Source organism: Micromonospora noduli (assembly GCF_003264475.1).
In the GTDB taxonomy this organism is placed as follows: Bacteria; Actinomycetota; Actinomycetes; order Mycobacteriales; family Micromonosporaceae; genus Micromonospora; species Micromonospora noduli.
In genome coordinates this window covers 280721-296035 of record NZ_PYAC01000023.1, presented here as the reverse complement: position 1 = coordinate 296035, position 15315 = coordinate 280721, and the positions used below count along the sequence as shown (strand labels likewise).

The 15315-nt window shown below is 70.9% G+C and carries 13 protein-coding genes; 5 read left to right on the top strand and 8 right to left on the bottom strand.

Annotation, left to right across the window (positions count from 1 at the left end; all coding sequences use genetic code 11):
• Window positions 1-18: 18 nt before the first annotated feature.
• Together MED15_RS23465 and MED15_RS23460 are read right to left on the bottom strand one after the other, a co-directional pair.
• Complete coding sequence (locus MED15_RS23465; RefSeq protein WP_112603909.1) at window positions 19-1380, bottom strand: ATP-binding protein; 1362 nt, start codon at window positions 1378-1380, stop codon at window positions 19-21.
• 74 nt (window positions 1381-1454) lie between these two features.
• A complete protein-coding gene (locus MED15_RS23460) occupies window positions 1455-2111 on the bottom strand; it encodes a response regulator transcription factor (RefSeq protein WP_112585109.1) in 657 nt (218 codons plus the stop codon).
• A gap of 95 nt (window positions 2112-2206) precedes the next feature.
• On the opposite strand from MED15_RS23460, the gene MED15_RS23455 reads away from it, so the two are divergent.
• A complete protein-coding gene (locus MED15_RS23455) occupies window positions 2207-3334 on the top strand; it encodes a LolA family protein (RefSeq protein ID WP_112736941.1) in 1128 nt (375 codons plus the stop codon).
• A 57-nt stretch (window positions 3335-3391) separates the two neighbouring features.
• Here the strand turns inward: MED15_RS23455 and MED15_RS23450 are convergent, their stop codons facing one another.
• Entirely contained in the window at window positions 3392-4024 is a 633-nt protein-coding gene (locus MED15_RS23450; protein WP_112603885.1) for an SGNH/GDSL hydrolase family protein, read from the bottom strand.
• Between the two features lie 146 nt (window positions 4025-4170).
• Between MED15_RS23450 and MED15_RS23445 the strand changes: the two genes are divergently transcribed.
• Window positions 4171-6471 (top strand): HelD family protein, encoded by a 2301-nt coding sequence (locus MED15_RS23445; RefSeq protein WP_112736939.1) that lies wholly within the window; start codon window positions 4171-4173, stop codon window positions 6469-6471.
• A gap of 84 nt (window positions 6472-6555) precedes the next feature.
• Here the strand turns inward: MED15_RS23445 and MED15_RS23440 are convergent, their stop codons facing one another.
• Window positions 6556-6975: a hypothetical protein gene (locus MED15_RS23440; RefSeq protein WP_112585595.1), complete on the bottom strand. Its 420-nt coding sequence runs from the start codon at window positions 6973-6975 to the stop codon at window positions 6556-6558.
• A 191-nt stretch (window positions 6976-7166) separates the two neighbouring features.
• On the opposite strand from MED15_RS23440, the gene MED15_RS23435 reads away from it, so the two are divergent.
• Both MED15_RS23435 and MED15_RS23430 read left to right on the top strand, forming a co-directional pair.
• Complete coding sequence (locus tag MED15_RS23435; RefSeq protein ID WP_112603881.1) at window positions 7167-9209, top strand: glycerophosphodiester phosphodiesterase family protein; 2043 nt, start codon at window positions 7167-7169, stop codon at window positions 9207-9209.
• A 177-nt stretch (window positions 9210-9386) separates the two neighbouring features.
• Window positions 9387-9764, top strand: coding sequence for a hypothetical protein (locus MED15_RS23430; protein WP_112603907.1), 378 nt, complete (start codon window positions 9387-9389; stop codon window positions 9762-9764).
• 69 nt (window positions 9765-9833) lie between these two features.
• Here the strand turns inward: MED15_RS23430 and MED15_RS23425 are convergent, their stop codons facing one another.
• Window positions 9834-10781 carry a sporulation protein gene (locus MED15_RS23425; RefSeq protein WP_112699442.1) on the bottom strand — a complete coding sequence of 316 codons (948 nt, stop codon included), beginning with the start codon at window positions 10779-10781 and terminating at the stop codon, window positions 9834-9836.
• Window positions 10782-11363: 582 nt separating this feature from the next.
• On the opposite strand from MED15_RS23425, the gene MED15_RS23420 reads away from it, so the two are divergent.
• On the top strand, window positions 11364-11894 hold the full coding sequence (locus MED15_RS23420; RefSeq protein WP_146766741.1) for a hypothetical protein: 531 nt from the start codon (window positions 11364-11366) through the stop codon (window positions 11892-11894).
• A 36-nt stretch (window positions 11895-11930) separates the two neighbouring features.
• Here MED15_RS23420 and MED15_RS23415 read toward each other — a convergent pair whose 3' ends face one another.
• Genes MED15_RS23415 through MED15_RS23405 form a run of 3 tightly spaced genes read right to left on the bottom strand, consistent with a single transcriptional unit; the run spans window position 11931 to window position 15263 of the window.
• Entirely contained in the window at window positions 11931-12419 is a 489-nt protein-coding gene (locus tag MED15_RS23415; RefSeq protein WP_112603875.1) for a hypothetical protein, read from the bottom strand.
• A 38-nt stretch (window positions 12420-12457) separates the two neighbouring features.
• Window positions 12458-13234, bottom strand: coding sequence for a DeoR/GlpR family DNA-binding transcription regulator (locus MED15_RS23410; protein WP_112603873.1), 777 nt, complete (start codon window positions 13232-13234; stop codon window positions 12458-12460).
• A gap of 37 nt (window positions 13235-13271) precedes the next feature.
• Window positions 13272-15263 (bottom strand): beta-galactosidase, encoded by a 1992-nt coding sequence (locus MED15_RS23405; protein WP_112736935.1) that lies wholly within the window; start codon window positions 15261-15263, stop codon window positions 13272-13274.
• Window positions 15264-15315: the final 52 nt, after the last annotated feature.

Sequence of the window (15315 nt, the reverse complement as noted above, 5' to 3'; positions counted from 1 at the left end):
GTCGCCGACACGGGCCGTCTACCTTTGGCCGTCCTCGGCCGGCAACGCAGGCAGGAGCAGGCACACCCGTAGTCCTCGCTGCTCCGGCGGGTCGGTCAGGGTGATGCTGCCGCCCGCGCGTCGGACCAACTCCCGGACAATGGCCAGCCCCAGGCCGGCGCCCCCGTCGTCGCGGGCCCGTCCGTCATCCAGCCGGGTGAACCGGTCGAAGACCCGCTCCCGGTCCGCCGACGCGATCCCCGGGCCGTCGTCGGTCACCGTCACCAGGTGGTACGCCCCGACGCCAGGCCCGGTCGTCGTCGACGTCGCTTCGGCCGCGAGCACGACATCACCCTGCGCGTGGCGTACCGCGTTGTCGACCAGGTTGGCCAGCACGCGACGCAACTCCTCGACGGTGCCGATCGTCCAGAGCGGGCCGGCCGGCGGCGTCACCCGCACCGGCGGTGACGGATAGCGGGCGGCGACCTCGATCAGCAACGCGCCCAGCTCCACCGGGCCGGTCCCCCGGGCCGGCGGAGCCTCGTCCAGGCGGGCCAGCAGCAGGAGATCGTCGACCAGGCGGCTCAACCGGTCGGTGTCGGCGAGCAGGTTGGCGGTCACCGCCGTCCAGTCCGTCCGGTCGGCGAGGCGCTGGGCAACCTCCAGCTCGGTCCGGATGTTGGTCAACGGGCTGCGCAGCTCGTGTGCGGCGTCAGAGACGAAGGCCCGCTGCCGGACGCGGGCGGACTCCAGCCGGCCCAGCATGCCGTTGAGGGTGACCGCCAGACGGTGGATCTCGTCGGCCGACGCCGGCACCGGCAGCCGGCCGGCACCGGCCCTCCCGGTGATCTCCTCGGCACCTCGACGTAAGGCCTCGACCGGCCGCAGCGTCGCCCCCACCACCCGCCACGCCACCCCGGCCAGCACGGCCACCAGCAGCGGGAACGCCACCAGCAGGATGGTCCGGACCACATGGGTGCTGTGCCGCACGTCGGCCATCGAGCGGGCGACCAGCACGGTGAGCGGGTCGGCCGCGGTGCCGGCGGGTACGGCGACCACCCGGACCGGGCCGACGAGCCCGACCCGCTCGGCCGGCACCTCCAGCCGCTGCCGACCGTCGCGGTTCAGTCGCTCCGGGCGAACCATCGGCACCAGACGGTCGGCGTCGATCGAGGCCGCGCGGATCCGTCCCTGCCCGTCGACGACCTGCACGCGGACCTGCCCCCCGGCCACCGGCAGCGGGTCGGGCAGCGCGTCCTCGGCGGCGAGCAGGGCGACCGCGTCGGCGGTGCGGAACGCCTCGGTGTCGACAGTGCGTTGGAGCACGAAGCTGAGCGCGCCGAGCAGCACCACCCCGCCCAGGGCCAGCCCGATGGTGAGACCGACCACACCGATCGCCATGAGCCGCCCGCGCAGCCCGAGGGCCGGCATCCGGCCGAGCCTGGCCCGACGGGTGGGTGCCGGGCCGTCGGCGGTCACGTCGCCAGCCGGTAGCCGGCGCCCCGGACCGTCTCCAGCCGGTCCCGGCCGAGCTTGCGGCGCAGGTAGCCGACGTACACCTCGACGGCGTTCGGCGCGGTCTCCAGGCTGGCGTCCCAGACGTGGTCCAACAACTCGACCTTGGAGATCACCTGGCCCGGCCGGCGCATCAGGTAGTCCAGCAGCGCGAACTCCCGTGCGGTCAGCGCCACCTCGGCGTCCGCCCGGGTCACCCGCCGGCGGGCCGGGTCCAGCCGCAGGTCACCTACCGCCAGCACGGTCGGGCGCTCCGGCGCGCCTCGACGCAGCAGGGCCCGCAGCCGGGCCAGCAGCACCACGTACGAGAAGGGTTTGGTCAGGTAGTCGTCGGCGCCGCAGTCGAGGCCGTCGGCCTGGTCGTACTCGCCGTCCTTGGCGGAGAGCATCAGCACCGGCAGCCAGTGCTGCTCCGCGCGCAGCCGCCGGACCAGCTCGTACCCGGAGAGGCCGGGCAGCATCACGTCGAGGATCATGGCGTCGTACCCGCCGTGCCGGGCCGCGTCCAGGCCCGCCGGGCCGGTTGCGGCCACGTCCACCGCGAACCCCTCCGCCTGGAGACCGCGTTGCAGGGCAGCCGCCAACCGGGCCTCGTCCTCCACCACCAGCACTCGCACAGCTCAAGGGTGCCACCCGGGTCAATCGGCGCGGTTCGCTGTCCTCAGCGCGTTCACAGCACGGAGGGGGCAAGATGGCCGCAGGAGGTGCCACCATGTCCGTCCTGAGAAGCCGTCCCGTCCTTCGTTGGCTGGTTCCGGCCACCGCGGCCGTCGCCGTCATCGGCGGTGGCGCGGCGATCGGCACGTTCGCTGCCGAGGCCGAGCCGAGCCTGCCGCCCCGAACCGCCGCTCAGCTCCTGGTCGATCTGCAGACATCCCGGCTGGAGGGGTTGTCCGGGACCGTCGTGCAACGCGCCGACCTCGGCCTGCCGCCCCTCGTCGGGCTGGTTCCCGGCAACGAGCTGACCACCCTGCTGACCGGCACCCACACCCTGCGGGTCTGGTATTCCGGGCCGGACCAGCAGCGGGTCGCGCTGATGGACACGCTGGGCGAGCAGGACATCATCCGCAACGGCCGGGACCTGTGGACGTGGCAGAGCCGCAGCAACATCGCCACCCACCGCACGCTGGGCGGCGACGCCGGGGCCTGGAAGCCCGCCCCCGAGCCGGCGGCGAGCCTCCCGGCCACCCCGCAGCAGGCCGCCGACCTGGCGTTGGACGCGATCGACCCGAGCACCGAGGTCAGCGTGGGCCGGTCGGCCACCGTCGCCGGCCGGGACGCGTACGAGTTGGTGCTCCAGCCACGCGACCAGGCCTCCCTGGTGCACCAGTTGCGGATCGCCATCGACGCCGAGCAGCACGTGCCGCTGCGCTTCGAGGTGCTCGCGAAGGGCAGCGACCGGCCGGCGTTCGAGGTGGCGTTCACCCAGGTCGACTACCGCCGCCCCGACGCTGACCAGTTCCGCTTCAACCCGCCGCCCGGCGTGACGGTCAACGAGGAGAAGGCCGAGCGCCCGACGGGCAGGCCCGGTCATGTCGAGCCGACGGGTGACCCGCAGGTCCGCGCGGTGGGCGACGGCTGGACGACAGTGCTGGTTGGCCGCCTCGACGGGGCCGATGTCGGCCGGAAGCCCGCCGCTAAGCCGGCCGCTCCCACGGCCGGCGCCGGACCGGACCTGGACATGTCGAAGCTGCTCGGCGGGCTGCCGGCGGTCAGTGGGGACTGGGGCAGCGGTCGGCTCCTCACCAGCAAACTGTTCAGCGTCCTGCTCACCGACGACGGCCGGGTGCTGGCCGGAGCGGTGACGCCGGAGCGGCTCTACCAGGCCGCGCGCGGCTGATCTCCGCGGTGTTCGCGCCGGGTCGACCTGACGGTCGGCCCGGCGCTTCGCTGTGGGTCAGGCCGAGGAGACGCCGAGGGCGCTGAGGTACGCGTCGGCGAGGACCGCGTGGCCGGGTAGGTACGGGTGGACGCGGTCGTCGGCCCAACGCGTCGCCGGACTCACCGCCAGCACCCGGTCGAACGCCGCCTGGTTGGGCACGTGCACCGCGTCGAACTCGGTGGCCAGCCCCGCCACGACCGCCGCGTACCGGTCGGTGTCGGCGCGTTGCGGGACGCTCCGGTCGGCCTCGATGAAGAACGGGTCGCCGAGGATCAGTCGGCAGCCGGTGGCGTCGACCGCCCGACGGAGCAGGTCACGCAGGGTGCGCTCGTACTCCTCGATGCCGACGGCCTCATCCGGCCGGTCACCGTAGTGCCGCCAGATGTCGTTGATGCCGATCAGCACCGCGAGCCAGTCGGGGCGCTCGCCGATGGCGTCGTCGTCCCAGCGGGCGGCCAGGTCGCGCACCGTGTCGCCGCCCACACCCCGGTTGACCCACTCCAGCTCCAACTCCGGGTGCCGGGCGTCGACCAGGGCGCGCACGAGACTCACATATCCGCTGCCGTAGGGCGCGGCGACGTCGCGTCGACCACAATCGGTGATGCTGTCCCCGATGAAGACCACCCGTTGCCCGGTCCGCAGGATCATCCGTCGCCACCTCGCGATCACCGGCGCGCCGGACCGCCCGGCTTGGTGAGAACCGGCGGAACGCGCTATCTTCAACAGTTCGAAGGCACAAAAAAGAACGGCTAAAAGCCGTTCCTGCAAAGGATTCTAATCTTTAGGGAGACGGCTTGTCAAGGCACTCCGGCGGTTCCGGCGAATTGCCGCTCGACGACGAGATCGGTCGCGAGCAGGAGTACGTCTCGATGCTCTACAACCGGTTGGACCAACTGCGTGAGCAGGCCGCCCACCGGCTCACCGCCGAGCTGCACAACACCGGCGGCACCCTCCAGGACCGCTCGCAGCGCGACAGCTCGGTAGCGATGTACGCCGATCAGGTCGAACAGTTCTCCGCCGTGGAGAACGGGCTCTGCTTCGGCCGTCTCGACGGTGACGACGACTCCCGCCGCTACATCGGCCGGATCGGCATCTTCGACACCAGTGGTGACTACGACCCGCTGCTGATGGACTGGCGGGCACCCGCCGCCCGCCCGTTCTACCTCGCCACCGCCGCGAACCCGCAGGGCGTACGCCGTCGCCGGCACCTGCGCACCCGGCAGCGCAAGGTGACCGGGCTCAACGATGAGGTGCTCGACATCGACACCGCCTCCCCCGGTGCCCACGAGGAGCTGACCGGTGAGGCGTCGCTGCTCGCCGCGCTCAACGCGGGCCGTACCGGCCGGATGCGCGACATCGTCGAGACCATCCAGGCCGAGCAGGACGAGGTCATCCGCGCGGAACTCCCGGGCGTGATGGTGGTCCAGGGCGGACCCGGCACCGGTAAGACCGCTGTCGCGCTGCACCGGGCGGCGTACCTGCTCTACACGCACCGCCGGGAGCTCTCCAGCCGTGGTGTGCTGCTGGTCGGCCCGAACGCGACGTTCCTGCGCTACATCTCCCAGGTGCTGCCGACGCTGGCCGAGACCGGCGTGCTGCTGCGTACCCAGGGTGATCTTTTTCCCGGGGTGAGCGCCCAACGGACCGAGCCGGCCGAGACCGCTGCGCTCAAGGGCCGGGCGGTGCTGGCCGAGGTGTTGGCGCTGGCCGTACGGGACCGGCAGTGGGTGCCCGACGAGCCGCTGGAGATCGAGGTCGAGCGGGAGACGCTGACCCTCGACCCGGAGATCGTGCGCGCGGCCCGGGACCGGGTCCGCCGCGCCGACCGACCGCACAACCTGTCCCGCGCGCTGTTCGACGTCGAGATCGTGCACGCGCTCGCCGACCAGGTGGCCGAACGGATCGGCGCCGACCCGCTCGGCGGGGACAACCTCCTCGACGAGGCGGACCGGGCCGAGATCCGCCGCGAGCTGCGCGAGGAGACGGAGATCCAGGCCGCCCTGGACCGGCTGTGGCCGGTGCTCACCCCACAGCGCCTGCTCGCCGACCTGTACGCCGACCCGGACCGGATCGCCGCCGCCGCGCCGATGCTCAGCGAGGACGAGCGGGCGCTGCTGCGGCGCGAGCGCGGTGGCTGGACGCCGGCCGACGTCCCGCTGCTGGACGAGGCCGCCGAACTGCTCGGTGAGGACGAACGCGCCGCCGCCGCCCGACGGGACCGCATCCGGATAATGGAACGGGAGTACGCCGAGGGCGTGCTGGAGATCGCCCGGGGTTCCCGCTCGATCGACGTCGAGGACGAGGCCGAGGGCGGTGAGATCCTCGGCGTGACCGACCTGATCGACGCCGATCGGCTGTTGGAGCGGCAGGAGGAGGCCGACCGGCTGACCACCGCGCAGCGGGCCGCCGCCGACCGCACCTGGGCGTTCGGCCACGTGATCGTGGACGAGGCGCAGGAACTCTCGCCGATGGCCTGGCGACTGCTGATGCGCCGCTGCCCGAGCCGGTCGATGACGATCGTCGGCGATGTGGCACAGACCGGCGCGCTGAGCGGCACACCGTCCTGGGCGGACGCCCTCGCCCCGTACGTCGAGCAGCGGTGGCGGCTAACCGAGCTGACGGTCAGCTACCGCACTCCCGCCGAGATCATGGCGGTCGCCGCCGACGTACTGGCCGAGATCGACCCGGCACTGCGGCCGCCGCGCTCGGTGCGGGAGAGCGGCGTACCGCCGTGGGACCGGACGGTGCCCGACGGTCGGTTGGCTGCGGAGTTGGTCGCCGAGGCCACCCGGGAGGCGGCCGGGCTGACCGAGGGGCGGCTCGGTGTGCTCGTGCCGGCCGGCCGGGTGGGCGAGTTGGGTGCGGCGGTGACCGCCGCGCTGCCGGAGGCCGCCGTCGGCGAGCATCCGGAGCTGGAGAGCCGGGTGGTGGTGTTGACAGTCGCGCAGGCCAAGGGGTTGGAGTTCGACTCCGTGCTGGTGGTCGACCCGGACCGGATGGTGGCCGAGTCCCCACGCGGGCGCAGCGACCTGTACGTAGCCCTGACCCGCGCCACCCAACGCCTAGGCGTCCTCCGTCCAACCCCCACCCGCTGAGTCGATCATGAGGTTGACGTGGACTGATCTCCGTCAGCCACGTCAACCTCATGATCACGCCGCCAAGGGGGCGGGTGGGTGGGGTTAGTCGTTGGATTTGTCCCTGATGGACTTTGCTGGGCCGGTCGCCGACGTGGACTGGTCGCTGGTGCCACCGCCCATCGGGGTGCTCAGGCCGCCGGTGGTGGCATCACCGGTGGTGGTCGGCGCGACAGTGCCCCGGTGTCGCTCCGGCTGTCGGGCCACCCGGCGTACGCTCGCCGGCCCGGCGGTGCCACCGGTGGTGGTCACCGCGCCCTGCCCTCCGACGGGACCACCGTCGCGCAGCACCTGTGGGTCGATCCGTTCCTTCGCCGGATCGAACGGGTCATCGCGCTGGATCTGACTCTCCACATCGGTGCGGGGCACCGTCACCTCGTCGAGGGCGCCCTTGCCGTACACGCCACCGGCGATCCGATCCTCGGCCTCGCGGGCGGCGTCCTGCCGCATGTCGTCCTCACGCACGTCCATCACCTCGCAGAAGCTGTGGAACTGACTGCGTGCCCGGCCACCGGCCGACCAAACCCGGCGTGACCGGGAGGTCGTCCACGGCGGTTCACCGTCACGCCGCCCGCTGGCCGCCTGCCCGCAGCCCGAGATGTCCATGCTGTCCCGCGACCGGTGGGAGATGCCCGCCGGCAGGAGGGGATGACAGCGTGCGCACAGTACGCCGTACCGCCGTCGCGGCCCTGGTGGCCGCGACGGTGACGACCGGGCTCGCGGTGCCCGCTCAGGCGAAGCCACGACCGGACCGGACATTCGACGTGCAGGCCCACCGGGGTGGCCTCGGGTTGCGGGTGGAGAACACCCTCGCCTCCTTCGGCAACGCCCTCCAGCTGGGAGTGAGCACCCTCGAACTGGACGTGCAGATCACCGAGGACGGCCAGGCCGTCGTCACCCACGACCGCAAGGTCACCGGCACCAAGTGCGTCGACACCACCCCGGTGACGCCCGGCGACCCGGAGTTCCCGTACGTCGGGAAGTACATCAACACGCTCAGCCTGGCCCAGGTGCGCTCGCTCGACTGCGGTTCCAAGACGCTGTCGGACAAGCCCGGCCAGCTCGCCGTCCCGGGTGCCCGGATGCCGCTGCTGCGTGAGGTCTTCGCGCTGGTCAACCGCTACCGGGCGAAGGACGTGAAGCTCAACGTCGAGACCAAGGTCGAGGCGGGCGCGCCGACCGAGACCGCCCCCCGCGAGCAGTTCGTCCGGGTCACCGCGGTCGAGATCCGCGCCGCCGGGCTGCTCAAGCAGGTCACCATCCAGAGCTTCGACTGGGGCGCGCTGATGCGCATGCGTCAGGTCGAGCCGAAGCTGCCGCTGGTCGCCCTGACCAACTACGACTTCCTCCAGACCGGCCAGCCGGGTGCGTCACCGTGGCTGGGCGGGCTGGACATCGACGACTTCGGCGGCGACCCGATCAAGGCGATCCGCAGCTTCGGCGCCAGCGCCTTCTCGCCGGTGCACGGGTCCCCGCAGAACGGCACTGTCACCGACCCGGGCTACAAGCCGTACGTCACGAAGGAGATGGTCGCCCAGGCGCACCGCTATGGGATCAAGGTGATCCCGTGGACGGTCGACGACGTGCCGACCATGACCAAGCTGATCGACGACGGGGTTGACGGCCTCATCACCGACTACCCGGACCGGTTGCGCGGCGTGCTGGCGCAGCGTGGTTACCGGCTGCCGAAGGCGTACACCGCGCCGTTCGACATCCAGGCGCACCGCGGCGGTCGGGCCACCCTGCCGGAGAACACCCTGCCGGCGTTCGCGAACGCGCTGTCCAACCGGGCCATCTCCACCCTTGAGCTGGACACCAACGTGACGGCCGACGGCAAGCTGGTGGTACTGCACGATCGCACCGTCAACGGGTCGCACTGCGTCGACACCGCCCCGGTGCGCCCGGGAGACCGGAAGTTCCCGTACGTGGGCAAGCCGGTGCACGAGTTGACCCTGGCGCAGCTCAAGACCGTGGACTGCGGCACGAAGACGCTGCCCGAGCTGCCCGCCCAGGTGCCCGCGCCCGGTGCCCGGATCCCGACCCTGGACGAGGTCTTCGCCCTGGTGAAGGCGAGTGGCCGCACCGACATCGGAATGAACATCGAAACGAAGATCAGTCCGGTGGTTAACGACACCGAGCCGTACCGCAGCTTCACCCGCAAGCTCGTCGACGCGATCCAGCAGGCCGGCTTCACCAGCCGGGCCACCATCCAGTCGTTCGACTGGCGCACCATCACGTACGCCCGGCAGCTCGACCGGCGGATCGGCACGGTAGGCCTGGTCTGGCAGTACGGCCCGGCCGAGTGCGCGACCCTCGCCGACGAGTGCTCGCTGGAGGCGGTCTACGGCGACCCGTCGGTGAAGAGCCCGTGGACCGGTGGACTGGACTGGTGGAAGTACCAGGACCTGGGCAAGCTCACCCGGGCCGCGGGCGCTGGCACGGTCTCCGCCAACTGGCAGGTGCACGACCCGAAGCAGGGCACCGTCGCCTCGACCGACTGGTACCTGCGGGAGAACCCGGCATACTTCCACGGACCGGACGTTCGGACCCTGCAGACGCGGTACGACCTGAAGGTGATCCCGTACACCGTGGATGACGCGACGGTCATGCAGCGGGTCATTGATCTGGGCGTCGACGGCATCATCACCGACGACCCGGGCCTTCTGGTGAGCGTGGCGATCCGCAACGGCCTGCGCTGACCCTGTCGACCACCCGATCGCCGGCCGGATTTCCGGCCGGCGATCGGTGTTACCTGCTCCGGGGCCTCGGGTAGTCGGGGGTTGTCCCCGCCACGAAAGCGAACCGTGCCGTGGCCGAAACGCGGTAGCGGGGCGAGGGAATGCAGGTACGACTCATCGCATCCTGAGGAGGACCAGATGAGCACGCAGGCTGCTTCCACCCGGCCGATGAACCGGCCCATGAACGACCCGCAGAATCCCGCTCAGATGCGGGACATGCAGACCCAGCAGATGCCGGTGATGCATGACGGGCGCCGCAACGACATGCAGGCACCCGGTACGGAGACCAAGCAGGCGTTCAAGACCACCGAGTTCTGGATCTACCTGATCGCGGTGGCCGCCGTACTGGGCGCGTCGCAGGTCGTCGGTCAGAACTCCGCTGGGGTGGACATCTTCCGGGCCGACAACGCCTGGTTCCTGATCACCCTGCTGACGCTTGGCTACCTCGGTAGCCGTGGCCTCTCGAAGGCCGGCAGCAACTGGCGCAGCGGCGAGGAGCGCAAGGCCCGGCACTGACCGGTTCACAGTGCACAGTGGCCTCCGGGAGATCCTCCCGGAGGCCACTGTGGCGTTTGTTTGTAGCGGCTACTCGTCACCACCGAAGTCGCCGAAGTCGCCCTCGAACGCGTCCTCGATCATCTCGCCGGCGACCATGCCGCCGGCGACGCCCAGCGCGGCGCCGGCCACCATGCCGCCCATGCCGTGCCCGCGGCTGTGACCGTGGCCGTGGCTCGGGCCGTACTGGGAGCGCAGGCTGCCGTAGCGGGAAGTGGTCTCGCGCAGCCAACCGTCGACGACCTGCGCCCAGTCCACCCGGTCAACGTCGGTGTGCGACACCTGGTAGCGGCCGAACGCGTCGTGCCCGGCGCTGAGGAACCCGCCGCGCTTGTCGCACTCCAGGATGACCTCCACACCACGCTGGCTGGTCACGAAGGTCAGCTCGACCTCCCGGATGGTGCTCGCGTACTGCGGGGAGGCGAAGAACTCGATCTCCTGGTAGAACGGCAGCGTCTGCTGCACGCCCCGGATGTGACCACGCTCCAGGTCGGCGTGCTTGAACCGGAAGCCGAGCCGCTGGAACGCCTCCAGGATCCGCTCGTGCACCGGCAGCGGGTGCACCGCCACCTGGTCCAGGTCGCTCTTGTCGACCGCGCGGGCGATCGCCAACTCGGTACGCAGACCCATCGTCATGCCGTGCAGGCGCTGGCCGTACACATCGGTGATCGGGGTCTCCCACGGCACCGGCAGCTGGAACGGGATCGAGAGCTGCTGCTTCGGGGCGAGTACGAGTGACCCGCTGACCGCCATGCGGTGGAACTCCATCGTGCCCGCGTACTCGGTGTCGTGTCCCTCGACCTCGACCCGCGTGACCAGGCCGATCACCACCTGCTCGATGGCTGCCTCAGCGTCGCCACCGACGAGGTTGACCTGCCCGTCGAGGGTCAGGCCGGGCCGGGTGTTGGGGTTGGTCAGCACGGTGTCCACGCTGGGACCGCCCACACCGAACGCGCTCAACATCTTCTTGAAGACCATCGGAACTCCTGTGCGACGCCGACCGCTCCAGGCTGGAGTCGGACGTTGACTCGAACGGCACCCTATCCAGCACCCCTGTGAGGTGGCTGTGAAGCGCCGGCGTCGGCGTCGCCCGCCGCCCTCACAACCGCAATCACCGACTCGGCCGCCCGAGGCCCGCCTCCCGTTCGGCGTCAGCGAAGGGGCGGATGTCCGTCGACAAGCCTTTGGAGCTGATTTCGCAAACGAATCAGGCGTTCGACCTTCCGCTGCACAGTCCACCAGCCCGGCGACCGGTCAGAGCGTCGACGGCGATGCGGGCCGCCGAACGCAGCCCAGAGCGAACTTCTGCTGCCGTACGCCAGGAGGTGGCACCAGCGGAGGTGATCGACTCGGGTTCACGGAAGTCGGGGTGTCCTGCTCGCGGTGACGCCCCGACTTCCTGCAACCCGAGTCGATCAACGCATCAGGGGCGCGAAAGGCGCCGTCCTTCACCCCGTTGACGGATCTCATGCCCGATCGCCGCCGATGCGCGCGGGAGGCCGACCATGTCGGCGCCTGCCTGCCCGACGACGATCCATGGGCCGATCTACGATCTGCGCGATGACGACGGGGAGACGGGCACGTGCAGCCATGCTCGCTGCGGCGGTGGGGCTGCTGCTGGTGGCGGGATGCGACACGGCTGCCATGGACGAAACGCGTGGATGCCAGGAGCAACGGCAGGCTGACGAGGCGAAGGTACGGGTCAGTCGCTGGGATCCGCCGGAGGACCTTCCGTATGTCGGTGAGTATTCGGAGATTCACTGGCAGGCGCGCGCGTTGGGCAATCCGTGCTCGCGGGCGCCAGGCCCGACGGACTGGGAGTACCAGGGCGTCATCGTGCTGCGTCCGGAGGACGCGCACAGGTTGGCCGAGCAGTTCGCGTTCGTGCCATTCGCAACCATCGACCCGGCCGAGCTGCTCCACTCGCACACGCCGACGGACGTGCGGCCGGACCTCGTGCCGTTACTCCCGGCCAAACCCCGCTGGCTGCACAGCGAGATGTACAACGAAACACTGCCGTCGGCAGTTTGGCGGGTGGTGTTCCTGGATCTGGAGCATCACACGCTCCTGTTCATGCTGAACGACCACTAGCGCCCAGGTCAGGCAGCCCGTACGGCCTGCGTGCTGTCAGGCGGGCGCGACGCTCGGCTCGGCCGGAACGCCATGCGGCGGCCTCGGTGCCCTGACCGTCGCGGTGATCAGCCAGGCGAACGCGGCCAGCAGCGCCACGAGCCCGGCGGGACCCAGACCCCAGGGCAGAGCACGCGGCGACAACGTCCATGCCTGCCGGGTGTCGGCGAGTACGCGGGGCTGTCGAGCCGAGGCCGGGACGGCCACCTCCCACTCGTACGCACTGTTGGGCTCGTCGTCGATGACCTTCCAGGACTTCTGGACGTCGAGGCCGTGGATGGGCCCCTGCCGCCCGCGTCCGCCGCGGGTCCAGTTGCCGACGCACCGGCTGTGCATGGCCTCCAGCCGATCGTGGGTCACATAGCAGTGATCGACTGTCGCCCGGGCCTGGTCGGCGGGCCACGAGCCAGCCACCCAACTCAGCATCCCGACGAGGGCCAGGCCCACGACGACGATCGCCGCCCAGCGCATCTTGACCGCGTGCATACCGTGCTCCTCTCACTCGAGGCGCATGGTCAGCGCCATTAATCAGGCTCCACGATCACCAGTTCGCCGACCTGTTCGCCGATCGTGGTGCGGGCCTCCGGCGGTAGCCCACGGTCGGTGATCAGCACGTCGGCGGCCTCCAGCGGGGCGATGGTGGCGATGCCTATCGTCTCCCACTTGGTGTGGTCGGCGAGCACCACGAGCCTGCGAGCCGCACCGATGAGGCAACGGTTGACGCCGGCCTCCAGCAGGTTTGGCGTGGTGAACCCGGTCCGTGGGCTGAGGCCGTGCACACCGAGGAACAGCAGGTCGACGTTGAGCGCGCTGATCGCCGCCTCGGCCACCGGCCCGGTCAACGCGTCCGACGGGGTGCGGATGCCACCGGTCAACACGACGGTCTGGTCGGCCCGCGGGTTCTGGTAGAGCGCGTCGGCCACCGGGATCGAGTTGGTCACCACGGTCAGCCCGCGTACGTCGGAGAGCAGCGTGGCCAGCGCGGCGGTGGTGGTGCCGGCGGAGAGCGCGATGGCCATCCCTGGCTCCACCATCGTCGCCGCCCGCTCGGCGATGGCCCGCTTTTCCGCCTGCTGGCGGATCGACTTCGCGGCGAAGCCGGGTTCCTCGGCCGAGCCGGGCCCGGCGAGGGTCGCGCCGCCGTGCACCTTGTCGACCAGGCCGCGCTCGGCCAACACCTCCAGGTCGCGCCGGATCGTCATGTCGGACACGCCGAACCGACTGACCAGGTGACTCACCCGCACCCCGCCACGTTGGCGGATCAGATCGAGGATGGCGGTCTGCCGCTGCTGGGCGAGCATGTGGGGAACCTCCTTCGCGCCGTGACCGTCGTCAGAATCAGGTCCGATCCTCACGGACCACCGCCACCTCACCGGCCGGCAGTGCCAGCTCACCGGCGCATTGTCCTCCGGTCAACAGCTCGACGCCGTGCGCCGGCAGGCGTACCTCGGTGTCGGTGTGGTTGATCGCGAACAGCCAGGTCCGGTCGCCGTCGCGGCGGCGGACCACCTCCACCCCGGGCGGCGCCGACACCGTCGGGCGGACGCCGGCCTCGTCGAGCAGCCGGGCCACCAGTCGATCGGTGGCCTGCTCGTGCAGCCGGGTGCCGACATACCAGGCGGCACCGTCGCCCACCCGGTGCCGGGTCAGCGCCGGCACGCCCGGCAAGGGCCCATCGGTGTACGAGGCGAGCACCTCGGCGCCGTCGGGGTGCACCCACTCGGTCCACACGTCCGCGGTGCTGCCGTCGTCCAATTGAACCTGCTCGCCCTCGCGCAGCGGGAAGAACTCCTCGGTCCGGACGCCGAGCAACTCCCGGAACGCGCCCGGGTAGCCGCCCAGCCGGATGTGGTCGTTGGCGTCGACGATGCCGCTGAAGTAGGTGACCGCCGCCGTGCCCCCGGCCGCGACGTACCGGTGCAGCGCGTCGACGTCGGCGTCCCGGACCAGGTAGAGGGTCGGCACCAGGACCAGCCGGTAACCGCTGAGGTCGGTCGACGGGTGGACGATGTCGGCTGTCACGCCGGCCCGCCAGAGCGAGTCGTACAGGGCCTTGAGCCGGTCGGTGTAGGTGACGTCGACGCTGGGGTGTGAATCCAACTCGACACCCCACCACGCCTCCCAGTCGAACAGGATCGCCACGTCGGCGTCCACCCGACTGCCGCGTACCTCGGCCAGCGCCTTGAGGTCCGCGCCGAGCTGGCAGACCTCGCGGAACACCTTCGTGTCCGGCCCGGCGTGCGGCACCAGCGCGGAGTGGAACTTCTCCGCGCCGGCCCGGGAGGCACGCCACTGGAAGAAGAGCACCCCGTCGGCGCCGCGGGCGACGTGCGCGAGGCTGTTGCGGCGCAGTTGCCCGGGCAGCTTGGCCACGTTGCGCGGCTGCCAGTTGACCGCGCTGGTGGAGTGCTCCATCAGCAACCACGGGTCGCCGCCGGCGACGCCCCGGGTGTGGTCGGCGGCGAACGCCAGCCCGAGGTGCGCCTGCGGGTCGGCGGCGGTCAGGTAGTGGTCGTTGGAGACGAGGTCCACGTCGGACGCCCAGGAGTGGTAGTCCATGTGCTTGATGCCAAAGCCGATCATAAAGTTGGTGGTGATCGGCTGCCGGACCAGCGTCTGCAACACCTCGCGCTCGGCGCGCAGTTGGGCGCGCTGCTCGTCGGAGGAGAACCGCAGGAAGTCCAGCTGCTGCGTCGGGTTGGCGAAGGTCAGCGCGGCGCGCGGCGGGTTGATCTCGGCCCAGTCGCCGTAGCGCTGGCTCCAGAACGCTGTGCCCCAGGCGTCGTTGAGCCGGTCCAGGTCGCCGTAGCGCTCGCGCAGCCAGCAGCGGAACGCCTCAGCGCTGACATCGCAGTAACAGTGCACATTGTGGCAGCCCAGCTCGTTGGAGACGTGCCACATGACCACGGCGGGATGCTCGGCGTACCGCCCGGCGACCGCGCGCACCAGCTCCAGCGACCGCTCGCGGAACACGGGTGAGCTGGGGCAGTACGCCTGCCGTCCCCCGGGCCAGAGGATCGCGCCGTCGGCCCGGCGGGGCAGCGTCTCCGGGTGCTCGCGGGCCAACCACGGCGGCGGGCTCGCCGTGGCGGTGGCCAGGTCGACCTGGATGCCCCCGTCGTGCAGCAGGTCCAGCACCCGGTCCAGCCAGCCGAACTCGAACCGCCCCGGGGTGGGCTCCAGCAGCGCCCAGGAGAAGATGCCGACGGAAACCAGGTTGACCCCGGCCTGGCGCATCAGGTCGACGTCCTCGGACCAGGTTTCCTCGGGCCACTGCTCGGGGTTGTAGTCGCCGCCGAAATAGATGCCGTCACCCTGCCATCGCCGCATGACAGCTGAGGGTGCCCCCGTCGGACCACTGAAGTCAACAGGTTCCAACATC